Source organism: Kitasatospora gansuensis (assembly GCF_014203705.1).
GTDB classification, from domain to species: Bacteria; Actinomycetota; Actinomycetes; order Streptomycetales; family Streptomycetaceae; genus Kitasatospora; species Kitasatospora gansuensis.
In genome coordinates, this window is the sequence record NZ_JACHJR010000001.1 from 3,384,137 (window position 1) to 3,396,461 (window position 12,325).

Genomic DNA, 12,325 nt, shown 5'->3' on the forward strand with positions numbered 1-12,325 from the left:
CCTCCCCTGCCCTCAGGAGACCGAACCCCATGGGCTATCTCGCCCTGCTCCGCGCCCCGCACGTCACCCGTCTCCTGCTCGGCACCCTGCTCGGCCGCCTCCCCGCCGGAATGACCGCCCTGGTCATCGCGCTCGCCCTGCGCGAGGCCGGCACCCCGTACAGCAGGATCGGCCTGGCCACCGCCGCGTACGCGATCGCGGCCGCGATCGGCGGCCCGGTGCTCGGCCGGATCGTCGACAGGACCGGGCAGCCGCGCGTGCTGCTGCTCTCCGCCCTGGTCGCCGGGGTCGGGTACGCGCTGCTCGCGCTGGCGCCCGGCTCGGTCTGGGCCGCACCCGTCGGCGCGGCGATCGCCGGGCTCGCGATGCCGCCGCTGGAGCCCTGCCTGCGCGCCCTCTGGCCCGCCGTGGTCGACGAGGAACAGCTCGACACCGCGTACGCCTTCGACTCCGCCGCCCAGCAACTCCTGTACGTGGCAGGGCCGTTGGCGGTGGCCGGGATCGCCGCCGCGTTCTCCCCGGTGACCGCGCTGTGGACCGCCGCCGGGCTCGGCCTGGCCGGCGCCCTGGTGGTCGCCACCGCCGCCCCCGCCCGGGCCTGGCGGGCACCCGCCCGGCACGCCTCCTCCGGACTCCTCGGCCCGCTGCGTTCGCCCGGCCTGGTCCTACTGCTGGTCGGCCTGGCCGGCGCGGGCTGGACCGTCGGCGCCCAGAACGTCCTCTTCATCGCCTACGCCGAGAACCACCCCGACGGCCTGCCCGGCGGCGCCGGACTGCTGCTCGCCCTGGCCGCCCTCGGCGGCCTGGTCGGCGCCCTCGGCTACGGCGCCGTGAAGTGGCGCAGCACCACCGCCACCCGCACCTGGGTGATCGCGCTGGCGATGGCCGCCTCCTACCTGCCGCTGCTGCTGCTTCCGGCCCCGCTGCCGATGGCCGTCCTGGCCCTGCTCTCCGGCATCGGGCTGGCCCCCCTGCTGGCCGCCGCTTTCGTCCTGATCGCCGAACTGGCCCCGACCGGAACGGTCACCGAGGCCTTCGCCTGGCTGATCACCCTCTTCGCGACCGGCAACGCAGCGGGCTACGCCGTCTCGGGCGCCCTGGTCTCGCACTCCCTGACGGCGGTCGCCCTGTGCGCGGTCGGCGGCATCGGCCTGGGCGGCCTGCTGCTCTTCGGCGCCCGCCGTTGGTTCCAGGCAACGGGGAGCACCACCAGGGGCTCGGGGAACTGCGACGCCGACCTCGGGAGCGTTGCACCTGCGTAGGTGGCCAGGCACTTTCGCAATGAACCCGCACGCCAGCTGTCCTCGCAGTTCCCCGAGCCCCTGGGTAGTGCAACTCAAGCTCTCACTATGAGCGGCGGCCCCGCTGACGACTCGTCAGCCCGAGCACCGCACCCGCCGCAGCCAGCGCCAGCGCCAGCACCGCGAAGAACGCCGCCGGGAAGTCCGACCCGGTGTCCGGCAGCCCGCCGGTCGCCGAGGCGGTCGGGCTCGCCGGAACGGTCGGCGTGGGCGGGGTCGGCTCGGGCGTCGGGGTCGGGCTCGGGGACGGAGTGGGCTCCGGCGGGAGGATCAGGCCGAGGTCCAGGTTGAGCTGGGCCTCGCCGCCGGCCACCGTGACGTTCTCGGTGATGCCGGTGACCGGGTCGGCGTCGGAGTCCTCCGCGCTGGCCGCCGTACGCCGGACCGCGTCCTTGACCGTGACGGTGGCCCCGGCCGGGATGGTGCTCAGGTCGAACTGGACGGCGTAGGTGCCGTCCGGCACGTGCAGGAAGATGTAGTAGCCCCGGCCGGTGCTGGTGGAGGTGGCGGGCTTGCCGTTCCGGTCACGGATCTTGCGGCCCTTCCCGTCCAGCAGGAACGCGGTGACCCCGCCGACGTAGGGCTCGCCCGGGTCCTGGAGGCCGTTCTTGTTGAGGTCGTTCCAGACCAGGTCGCCGATCGAGTTGGCCGGCTTGACCTTCTGGTGCACCCCGACGCCGACCTTGGCGGGCTCGGCCGGGAGCAGCTGCGCCCCGCTGTTGTCGGTGGCGGTGTAGGCGAAGCTGTTCCAGGCGAACGCGGACTCGGGGGCGTCGTACGAGGCGACCATCGGCCAGGTCAGCGTGAACAGCCCGCCGGAGGCCAGCGTGCCGGGCCGGGAGATCCGGAACCAGGTGGCCAGGCCGGGGCCGGGGAACGTGGTGCTCCACTCCGCGGCGAGCGCGCAGCCCGCCGGACCGCCGAGCGAGACCGGGCGGCACGGGTTCGGCACGGTGGAGTACTCGACCACCACGGTCGGGTCGCTGCTGACGATGGGTTCGGTCAGCGAGGGCGTCCAGGCGCTGCCGCGCGGGGTCTCCGGCCGCAGCACGTACCCGTCGCCGGGGGTCGGCAGCCGGTCGTAGGCGACGAAGTCGGTGACCGCGTCCGGCGAGTCGTTGCGGACGGTCATCCGGTACGAGATCTGGCCGCCGGGCGAGGTGGTGGCCGAGCTGCCGTAGTCGGCGTCCTCGTCGCCCTTGACCTCCTTGAAGGCCCGCAGCACGGCGGGCACCTGGATCTCCACCTTCGAGGAGGCGTGGCAGAGCTTCTCGGTGGTGTTGCCGTTCTCGTTGAAGTCGTCGGTGTCCGGCACCGAGCTGTCCGTGCCGTAGAACATGCAGGTCACCGGTGGTGACGCCCCGTCAGCCGTGACGTAGACGTCGTTGGTGAGCGTGCCGGGCTGGGCGCTGCCGGCCGCCTCGGCCTCGAACAGCACCCGGTAGGCCAGGTTGTCGTGCAGGTACATCATGTCGGGGCTGCCCGCGGGCCAGGTCATCCGGATCAGCTGACGGCCGTTCTTGCCCGGCAGCACGACCACCTCCTGCGGCCCCTTGGCGTCCGTCCAGGCCGGGTCGGGCCGGACCGAGCCGTCCACGTAGACCATGCCGGGCGGCAGCAGGTCGTACAGCACCAGCGGCTTGTCCAGCGTCCGGCCGGTCCGGTTGTACGGGATCACCTGGAAGGTGGCTTCGCCGCCGGGGGCGAGCACCGCGCCGGCCACCGTGGTCTTGGCGGCGCCGAGGTTGGTGGCGGCGGTGACGGTGGTGTCGGCGCAGGCGGTGGCGGTGTCGGTGGTGCTGCCGTCGGTGCCGACCACGGTCACGCAGTTGTGCAGCGGGGTGGGCGCGGTGGCACCGTCGTGACCGGTGTACAGCACCTGGGCCAGCACCTGGACCGAGCTGCCCGGGCTCCAGCCGGTCGGGATCGGTCCGGCCCAGCTGAACCGCAGGCCGTGCAGCCAGCGGCCGGCCGGGATGCCGACGATGTCGTTGGCCGGGTCACCCGCACCGGTGGCGAAGGTCAGCCGGCGGGCGGCGGCGCCGTTGAAGGGGGTGCCGGGTGTGAAGGTCTGCCAGGCCGGGTCGCCGTTCAGCCGGTACTCGAAGGTCAGCCCGATGCTGGTCGGGTTCCACGCCTCCAGCTGGATGCTCTGCGGGGCCAGCCAGTTGTAGAGGTCGGTGGTGGTGTCGGTGCCCGGGTCGGTCATCACCAGGCTGGTGATCGGGACCGAGACGTTGGTCGGGAACAGACTGAACGAACCGATGTCACCGGACACGAACTTCGACTGCCAGACCTTGGCGGACGAGATCTTCACCCCGGTGCTCGGGTCCTGGAAGGTCGGGCTGACTGCGGTGGCGGTGTCCAGGTCCCGGGCACCGTCCGGGCCGAGCGGGTCGCCGTTCAGGGTGACCGAGTTGGTGGCGGTGCTGCCGGTCGGGAAGGTCGGGTCGGGGAAGTTGACCACCAGTACCCCGGGGTTGCGGCAGCCCGCCTGGCCGTTGCCGGAGACGAACGGACCGACGTCGTACTGCCAGGTGTTGGTCCCGCTCCCGTCGTCCGCCCAGCCGGGCGAGCGCGAGGTGTCCACCACCGCGCCGGCCGGCAGCTTGTCGATCAGCTTGGTGACGTCCAGGTCGACGTTCGGCACCCCGTCGGTGGAGCAGGTGCTGAACTGGTACGTCACCGTGCGGCCGTCCTGGCTGCTGGTCTGCACGCCCTTGGTGACCTTGTACTTCGGCTGCACCACCGCCGTGGTGGTGGCGGTGCCGGTCTGCGGGGTCTCGCCGTCGGCGGTGAAGACGGCCGAGTTGACCGCCTGGGTGCCGTTCGCGGTGGTGAAGTTGGGGAACTTGAGGGTCACCTTGACGGTGGCGGTGGTGCCGGGGGTGAGCGGGTTGAGCGCGATGTCCATCGTGCCCCCCTTCGCCCCGGCGGCGGGCACGGTGGAGTTGTCGACGTCCACGGTGGTGGCGTCCGGCGTCCAGCCGACGAACTCCATCCCGGCCGGCAGCGCGTCGGTGATCTTCCCGTTCTCGCAGTCGGTCTGGGAACACGTGTAGCTGAGGGTGTAGGTGACGTTCTCCCCGGGCGCCGGGTTCGCCTTGTCCACCGTCTTGGTGAAGGTGATCGCCGCCAGCGCGTTCGGAGTGCCGGCCACCGTGCCGGCGAGCAGGCTGGCGGACAGCAGCCCACAGGCTGTCAGCAACCGGGGAACCCGGGATTTCTTCCACATTCCCCCATCTGATGCCATCCGTCGCATTTGTCTGATACGCCACGACGGAGTTGTCAACCGGTAGGACCAACAGGTCGTCAGATGGGCTACTGCGCGGGGCGGGTGGAGCTGCGCAGCACCAGGCCGGTGGCCAGCGGGGCCACCGGGGGGACCGGTTCGCCGCGCAGCAGGGCCGCCAGCGCGGCCACGCCCGTACGGCCCAGCTCCTCGCCCGGCAGGTCGACGGTGGTGAGCGGCGGTGCCAGCAGATCGGCCACCGGGATGTTGTCGATGCCGACCACCGAGACGTCGGCGGGAATCCGCAGCCCGAGCTCGGCGGCCGCCTGGTACAGCCCGGAGGCGACCACGTCGTCGTCGCAGACCACCGCGCGCGGGCGGTCCTGACGGCTGAGCAGCTGGTGGGCGGCGGACCGCGCGGCGCGCTGACCCTCGTTCAGGGTGACGCCCAGCTCCAGCACTTCGAGCCCCTCGGTGGCCGCCTCGAAGGCGGCCTGCCGGACCCGGAAGGTGTACGCGGAGTGGGTCGAGCGCAGGTGGCCGATCCGCCGGTGGCCGAGCGCGGTCAGGTGCTCGACGGCGGCCCTCATGCCGCCCGCGACGTCCAGCTCGACGGTCGGGCGGGTCCGGCCGGTGCCCGGGTCGGCCAGCGCCGGGTCGGCGTCCAGGAAGACCACGGGGGTGTCTGCGGGCAGCGCGCCGAGCTGACTGTCGTCCGGCGAGCAGAGCAGCAGACCGTCGAACCGGCTGGTGGTGGCCGCCTCGGCCAGCGTCGCACTCCCCCAGCCCGAACTGACCACCACGGCCAGACCGTGCTTCCCCGCCTCCTCGTGCACCCCCACCAGCACCCGGCCGAAGAACGGACCGAGGATGTTCGGCACCGCGAGCAGGATCATCCCGCTCCGGCCCAGCCGCAGCTGACGGCCCGCCGCCTGCGGCCGGTAGCCGAGCGTCCTGGCCGCCTCGCGGACCCGCTCCCGGGTCGCCTCGGAGACCCGCTGCCCGGCCTCCGCCCCGGAGAACACCAGCGAGACGGTCGCCTGCGAGACCCCGGCCAGCCGCGCCACGTCCCGGCCGGTCGGGCGCCGGGACGGCGGCGGTGCGGAGGACTCGGTCATCGCTGGGGGACGGCTCAGCCCTGGCCCTGCGCGGCCGCCGCACGGGCGGCGTCGTCGGCGGCGTCCTCCTCGGCGGCCACCTCGGCCGAACGGGACCGGCGGTTCGCCACCTTCTCGGCCAGCTGCGCGGACATCTCGTCGCGCTGCTTGCTGAGCAGGATGTAGCTGAGCGGCGCGGACACCAGACCCGCGATCAGCACCAGGAAGACCACACCCGTGCTGCCGGTGACCGGGATGACCCCGAAGCGGCCGAGCAGCATGGCGAGCAGCAGGCACGACAGGAAGATGCTCAGGCGCATCGAGGTGTAGCGGAGCGTGGCGTGCTTCTTGCTGCTCACGGGGACGTCCTTCACTGCGGGGGTACGGCTGGCGCGGCTATCCAGTGAAGCATGCCCGTACGGCTGCGCCTTTTGCAGGGCACACGGTTCGGAAGACAGGGGCTCGGGGAACTGCGACGCCGACCTCGTGAGCGTTGCACCTGTGTGGATGGTCAGGCACTTTCGCAGTGATACCCGCCAGCCACGAACCGTCGCAGTTTCCCGAGCCCCTGCTTCTACCGGAGGTCGAGCCACATGGTGACGTCGTCGCGGTCGTCGCCCGGGGCCACCCGGATGGCGCCGGGGACCCGGCCGACCTCGGTGTAGCCGCAGCGGCCGTAGAACTTCTCCAGGCCGAGCCCGCCGCGGAGGGTGAGCCGGAGGCCGGCCCAGCCGGCCTCGCGGGCGACCCGGGCGGCCTCGGCCATCAGCTGCACGCCGTACCCGCTGCCCTGGAAGTCGGGGTGCACCATGACCCGCTTGAGCAGCCGCCAGTGGTCCATCAGGTCGAACCGCATGTCCTCGAAGAACAGCGCCGCCGCCAGCCGCCCGCCCGGCTCGAAGCCGACCAGCAGCATGTCCGGCTGGCCGGGGCCGAGGCCGCCGAACTGCTTCTCCGCCGTGACCCAGACCTGATCCTCCGTCACCGGCGGGACGAACCCGACGGCGCCGCCCGCGTTGGTCGCGTCGGTCCACAGGGTGATGATCGCGGCCCGCAGTTCGGGGGTCAGCTCGGGGGCCAGGGCGAAGGTCAGCGTCATGAGTCCCAAGCCTAATCGGCGGCCAGGACAGGCCGGGCGGAGGTGTCCCGGCCGAGCGCCAGGCAGAGCAGCACGGCCACCGCGCAGAGCGCGCCGGCGCCGTACCAGGCCAGGTCGTAGTCGCCGAACCGGTCCCGGCTCAGGCCGGCCAGGCCGGCCACCGCGGCGGCGCCGAGCTGGTGGCAGGCCAGCACCCAGCCGAACACCACGGGTGCGTCGGCGCCGAAGTGGCGGCGGCAGAGCGCGATGGTCGGCGGCACGGTGGCGACCCAGTCCAGGCCGTAGAAGATCACGAAGGCCAGGATCGGCGGCTCCAGCGAACCGGCGAACAGCTGCGGCAGGAAGAGCAGCGAGAGGCCGCGCAGCGCGTAGTAGGTGATCAGCAGCGAGCGGGAGTCGAAGCGGTCGGTGAACCAGCCGCTGGCGATCGTGCCGACCACGTCGAAGACGCCGACCAGCGCGAGCAGGCTCGCGGCCGTGGTGACCGGCATGCCGTGGTCGTGGGCGGCCGGGATGAAGTGGGTGCCGACCAAGCCCGCCGTGGTGGCGCCGCAGATCGCGAACGAGCCCGCCAGCAGCCAGAACGCCCGGCTGCGGCTGACCTCGCGGAGGATCCGCAGGCTGCGCAGGATCGCGCTGCCGTCGGTCACCGGCGCGGGCGGCTGCTCGGTGGCCCCGTACGGGAGCAGGCCGAGGTCGGCCGGGCGTTCGCGCATCAGCAGCAGCACCGGGAGGGCGACCACGGTGGCGGAGACCGAGACCACCACCACGGCGGTCCGCCAGCCGTGCTCCTCGACCAGCCAGGCGAGCAGCGGCATGAAGACCAGGTTGCCCGCCGCACCGGCGGCGGTGAGCACGCCGGTGACCAGTCCCTGCCGGGCGGCGAACCAGCGGCCGGAGACGGTGGTGGCGAACGCCCCCGCCATCGAGCCGGAGCCGAGGCCGACCAGGACACCCCAGCAGAGCACCAGTTGCCAGCTCTGGGTCATCAGCATGGTGAGACCGGCGCCGGTGGATATCGTCAGCAGCGCGCTCACCACGATCAGCCGGACGCCGAAGCGGTCCATCAGGGCGGCGGCGAACGGCGCGGTCAGGCCGTAGAGGGTGAGGTTGACCGAGACGGCGGCCGAGATGGTGCCGTGCGACCAGCCGAACTCGCTGTGCAGGGCGTCCATCATCAACCCGGGCGTCGACCGGAACCCCGCTGAGCCGAGCAGCACCAGCAGGGTCACCCCGGCCACCACCCAGGCGTAGTGCGGGCGACGGGACTTGACGACGGACGGGGCGTCGACCGGGGCGGTGGCGGGGGCTTCGTTCACGTGATGATCCTTCCGTATGTCCCGTCCCCCACACGAGGGGCTGAACTGCCACGTTGCTGCGAAACACCGCCACCGCCCGGCTGCCTCACGCCCGGTCGGGGACCCTGCGGAGGGTGCGGATGGGCCGGGCGAGGAGCAGGGCGACGACCGCCAAAAGAGAGACCACGATGCCGACTTCGAGCACCCGGTCGGCGCCGAAGGCGTTGGTGGCGGGGCCGGAGAGGGCGCTGCCGATCGGGAACATGCAGACCGAACCGGCCACCTCGTAGGCGTGGATCCGGTTGAGCACCTCGCCCGGGACCTGCGTCTGCACGCTGGTGGCCCACATGACGCTCCAGAAGGTGAGGCCGATGCCGACCACCACCTGGGCGATGCCGAGCAGCCAGGCGGGCCAGCCCAGCACGATGCCGAGCGGGTACAGCGGGAACGCGAGCATGGCCACCGCTCCGACGGCGAGCGGGCGTTGGGGCTTGAAGCGAACCGCGAGCAGGCCACCGACCACGGTGCCCGCCCCGAACGCGCAGTTGAGCAGGAAGTAGACGGAGTCGCCGTACTCAGGGATGACCAGCCCGGAGGTGACCGGCAGCAGCGGGCCCCAGCCGAGCACGGTGAAGAAGAGCCAGACCAGGATCACGCCCCAGAGCCAGCTGCGGGAACGGAACTCGTGCCAGCCGACCACCAGGTTGCGCCAGAGGCTGTCGCCCGGCGGCGGGGCCGGGACGGCGCCGAGCCGGAGTGCGAACAGGCAGATCGCGCTGATCCCGAAGGTGACGGCCGCGATCACCATCACCCAGCCGGTGGCGACGGCGGCCAAGGCTCCGGCCAGGGCCGGGCCGAGCAGGGCGGCGAAAGCCTCGGAGGTGCGCAGTACGCCGTTGGCGCCCTGCACGTCGCGGGCTACCAGCGGGACGGTGGAGGCCGCGCCGGGCTGGAACATCGCGGCGGCCGTCCCGGCCAGGGCGAGCAGGAGGTAGAGCTGCCAGAGCTGGTCGATCCCCCGGAAGAAGAGCACCGCGAGCAGCACCCGGGTGGTCAGGTTGAGCAGGTCGGCGCCGATCATCATCCGGCGGGCGGTGAACCGGTCGGCGAGGACGCCGCCGAACAGCACCAGACCGGCGAACGGGCCGAACAGGAAGGCCAGGGCGAAGCCGACGGTGCTGGCGCCGTGGTGGGCGCTGACGAGGCCGGCGGTCACCGCGACCGGGAGCATCGCGTCGCCGAGCAGGCCGGCGCTGCGGGCGGTGAAGTAGTACCGGAAGTTGCGGGACCAGATCGCCGGCGGCTCGGCCGACGGAGCTGCGGTGGGCCGGATCTCGACGGACTGGTCCTGGAGTTCGGGGAGCGTCACCCCAGCAGTTTTGGTGTAGACCACTCCGATTTCCAGTGGTTTACGGTCACGATCGGACGGCGGCGCGGCATGCGCGCCCCGAGCACGGCACGACGGCCGCCGTCCGATCGGCGTGCCCGGGGCCCCTGCACCCGCGCACCGAGCGCTCCGTACTCGTCAAGGAAGGAAATCCCACCCGCGCGACCGGCAGCCTGCGACCCCCAGCTGACCGCACCGATGCTCCCTCGACGTCCCCTCACAACGGAGAACTGCACCCAAGAGTGATCAGTTGGATACGTCACGTCAATGGGTTGTCGGAAATTCGGAATGGTTGCGGCGCATTTAGCGAGTCACGGGAGCGTGCGGCGTAGGATCACGCGATCAGTGCGCCCCCTGCGCCGCTGGTCCGCTCCATGGCCGGGGCCACCATCGCGCCCTCGCCGATCTCGCACCAGACCCGCTTGCCGGAGCCGTCCGGGTACCAGCCCCAGCGCTCGCACAGCAGCTCCACCAGCTCCAGGCCCCGCCCGTTGGTCGCGTCACCGGCCGCGCACCTGGGGGCGGGCGCGATACAGCTGCCGTCGGCCACCTCGACCCGGACCAGGGTCGGCGCCGACGGTCCGTCACCCTCCGGCAGCGGCACGGAGAGCCGGAGCACGGCCGGCGAACCGGTGTGCACCACCGCGTTGGTGACCAGTTCGGAGACCACCAGGACCAGGGTCTCGGCGATCGGCGCGTCCGGGTCGAACCCGTGGCCCTGCAGCCGCGAGCGAACCCACCGGCGCGCCCGGCCGACCTCGGCCGGGTCCGCCTGGACCGCCAACTGGACCTGAAGTACCTGCACCGCTCCACCACCCGCACTCGCAGTTCGAGGCCCGGTCGGACCGGCCATGGCTCCGTCACGAATACGCCTCAGAATGATCCGGCAGGACGGTCGCAGCAAGCGCTTCAGGCATATTCCAGCGATCGGGGGACAGCGCAGTGCATACTGTCCCGCTCACTCTGGCGAGCGTCGCACCGGCGATCGTCCGGCCACCCGCTCCGACCTGGCCTTCCGACGGTCGGCGCGAGCGTAACGAAACGTACCGCGAGGCGACGCCGAACCGACCGCCGCCACGAGCGAACCACCCTTGCTACATCTGTCCACCGCGGATCGAACGACGAAAGTCCGTATGGCCACCATGAACTGACGACTCGAAACTTCTTCATACGATTCCCCCCGCCGACGATTCCCGGCCAGTTACCGTGGACCTGAAGCAGGGGGAGGGGCGATGGAGACCGCCGGACCGGTCCCGAGCTGGGACGAGCAGATCCACTGGCGGCTGGCCCGGGGCGAGGAGACCGCACTCGCCGAGCTCTACGACCGGTTGGCGCCGCTGGTGCACGGGCTGGCCGGCCGGATCCTGACCGACCAGACCGCCGCCGAACAACTCACCCGTGAGGTTTTCGGCCAACTCTGGGAACACCCCGAGTCCTTCGACCCCCGGCAGGGTTCGCTGCGCGCCTGGCTCGGCTCGCTGACCCGGCGGCGCGCCCTGGACCGACTCCGGCTGGAGCACGCCGACGACCGCGAGCTGCAGCGCCGCGCCGGGGCCGCCCGGGCCCAGTACGTGGTCGACTCGCTGCCCGACCCGCTGCGCGAGACCATCGCGCTGGCCTGGTTCGACGGCCACAGCTACCAGGAGACCGCCCGGCAGTTGGGGATCAGCGAGCAGGCCGCCAAACAGCGCCTCCGGCTCGCCCTCCAGCTGCTCGCCACCGAACTGGCCGACGAGGAGGGCGAGTCGTGACGCACCAGGACGACCCGGCGGCCGAACTCCGGCACGAGGCGTACCGTTCCCTGCTCGGCGCCTGGGCCCTGGACGCCTGCCCGCGCCGCGAGGCGGCCGAGCTGGCCCAGCACCTGGCGCTCTGCCCGGACTGCGCCGAGGAGGCCACCCGGCTGCGGAACGCGGCCGGCCGGCTCTCCCCCGACGAACCGCTCGACCCGGCCGGCTCGCTCCGCCAGCAGGTGCTGGACTGGTGCCTGGCCCGCCGCCCGCCCCAACTGCCCGTCCCCGACTGGGCCGCACCGTACGCGACCGAGACCGCCAAGCTGGACGCGCTGCTCCGCGACCTCGGCCCCGAGGAGTGGCAGGAGGTGGCCGAACTCCCCTGGTACGGCGGGGTGCAGCGGTGGCGTCCGGCCGAGGTGCTCGGCCATCTGACCGCCGTGGACGGCTATCTGGCCCCGGGCCTTGGACTGCCCGACCCGGTGCCCGGCACCGCCACCACCGCGGCGGTCCGGGTGCCCGCGCAGCACGGCCCGACCTCCCGGGCGCCGGTCCAGGGCAGCCCCGCCGCCGGAGTACTGGAGCGCACCACCCGGCTGCTCGCGGTCCAGACCGGCCTGGACCCGGGCACCGTCCGCGCGCAGTGGCGGCGGCAGGGCCACGCGCTGGTCCGCAGCGCCGCACTCCGGCCGCAGGGCGGCGCGACCGTCGACTTCGGCTTCGCCCGGCTGCCGCTGCGGGACGCCTTCGTGGACCGCGCCTTCGAGTGCTGGGTGCACGGCGACGACATCGCCCGCGCCGTCGACTACCCCTACCCGCCGCCACTGCCCCGCCACCTGCGGCTGATGGTCGACCTGGCGGTCCGGATGCTCCCGCTCGCCCTGGCCGCCACCCGCCCGCCGGTGGCCGGGCCCGGGCGGGTCCTGCGCCTGGTCATCGAGGGCCCGGCGGCCGGCGAGTGGCTCATCCCGCTGGACGGCTTCGCCACCGGGGGCCCGCAGGTGGCCGAACTCGTGCTGGACGGGCTGGAGTTCTGCAACCTGGTGGCCGCCCACCGCGACCCCGACCGCATCCCGGCCGGCCAGTACGGCGACCGCGCAGCCATCCGCGACGTCCTCCGGGCCGCACCGCTGCTGTCGCGACCGTAGGCAGGCGCTCAGCCGGTTACGGTCCAGGGG

Annotated in this window: 10 protein-coding genes; 3 read left to right on the top strand and 7 right to left on the bottom strand. The window is 72.7% G+C overall.

The genetic code is table 11. The features are described from left to right. Positions 1-29 precede the first annotated feature (29 nt). Positions 30-1,262: an MFS transporter gene (locus F4556_RS14795; RefSeq protein ID WP_184915372.1), complete on the top strand. Its 1,233-nt coding sequence runs from the start codon at positions 30-32 to the stop codon at positions 1,260-1,262. Positions 1,263-1,347: 85 nt separating this feature from the next. On the opposite strand, the gene F4556_RS14800 is transcribed toward F4556_RS14795, so the two are convergent. The 7 genes from F4556_RS14800 to F4556_RS14825 form a co-directional block, all read right to left on the bottom strand. Then, on the bottom strand, positions 1,348-4,509 hold the full coding sequence (locus tag F4556_RS14800; RefSeq protein ID WP_184915374.1) for an SdrD B-like domain-containing protein: 3,162 nt from the start codon (positions 4,507-4,509) through the stop codon (positions 1,348-1,350). Positions 4,510-4,622: 113 nt separating this feature from the next. Beyond that, positions 4,623-5,651: a LacI family DNA-binding transcriptional regulator gene (locus F4556_RS14805; protein WP_184915377.1), complete on the bottom strand. Its 1,029-nt coding sequence runs from the start codon at positions 5,649-5,651 to the stop codon at positions 4,623-4,625. Between the two features lie 14 nt (positions 5,652-5,665). Further along, positions 5,666-5,989 (bottom strand): DUF4229 domain-containing protein, encoded by a 324-nt coding sequence (locus tag F4556_RS14810; protein ID WP_313068308.1) that lies wholly within the window; start codon positions 5,987-5,989, stop codon positions 5,666-5,668. A gap of 215 nt (positions 5,990-6,204) precedes the next feature. Next, a complete protein-coding gene (locus tag F4556_RS14815) occupies positions 6,205-6,729 on the bottom strand; it encodes a GNAT family N-acetyltransferase (protein WP_184915380.1) in 525 nt (174 codons plus the stop codon). Between the two features lie 11 nt (positions 6,730-6,740). After that, positions 6,741-8,048 carry an MFS transporter gene (locus tag F4556_RS14820; RefSeq protein ID WP_313068309.1) on the bottom strand — a complete coding sequence of 436 codons (1,308 nt, stop codon included), beginning with the start codon at positions 8,046-8,048 and terminating at the stop codon, positions 6,741-6,743. Positions 8,049-8,133: 85 nt separating this feature from the next. After that, a complete protein-coding gene (locus tag F4556_RS38185; protein WP_313068310.1) occupies positions 8,134-9,396 on the bottom strand; it encodes an MFS transporter in 1,263 nt (420 codons plus the stop codon). Positions 9,397-9,748: 352 nt separating this feature from the next. After that, the gene (locus F4556_RS14825) at positions 9,749-10,219 is read right to left on the bottom strand and encodes an ATP-binding protein (RefSeq protein WP_184915386.1); all 471 of its coding nucleotides are present in this window, start codon (positions 10,217-10,219) and stop codon (positions 9,749-9,751) included. 427 nt (positions 10,220-10,646) lie between these two features. Between F4556_RS14825 and F4556_RS14830 the strand changes: the two genes are divergently transcribed. Then, positions 10,647-11,165, top strand: coding sequence for an RNA polymerase sigma factor (locus F4556_RS14830; RefSeq protein WP_184915389.1), 519 nt, complete (start codon positions 10,647-10,649; stop codon positions 11,163-11,165). Continuing rightward, on the top strand, positions 11,162-12,295 hold the full coding sequence (locus tag F4556_RS14835) for a zf-HC2 domain-containing protein (protein WP_184915392.1): 1,134 nt from the start codon (positions 11,162-11,164) through the stop codon (positions 12,293-12,295). The genes F4556_RS14830 and F4556_RS14835 overlap by 4 nt, the downstream gene beginning before the upstream one ends. Positions 12,296-12,325: the final 30 nt, after the last annotated feature.

Bases quoted from the DNA above. Each gene is read 5' to 3' on its own strand.
- F4556_RS14795 (WP_184915372.1), top strand. From the start codon at position 30: ATGGGCTATCTCGCCCTGCTCCGCGCCCCGCACGTCACCCGTCTCCTG.
- F4556_RS14805 (WP_184915377.1), bottom strand. From the start codon at position 5,651: ATGACCGAGTCCTCCGCACCGCCGCCGTCCCGGCGCCCGACCGGCCGG.
- F4556_RS14815 (WP_184915380.1), bottom strand. From the start codon at position 6,729: ATGACGCTGACCTTCGCCCTGGCCCCCGAGCTGACCCCCGAACTGCGG.
- F4556_RS14830 (WP_184915389.1), top strand. From the start codon at position 10,647: ATGGAGACCGCCGGACCGGTCCCGAGCTGGGACGAGCAGATCCACTGG.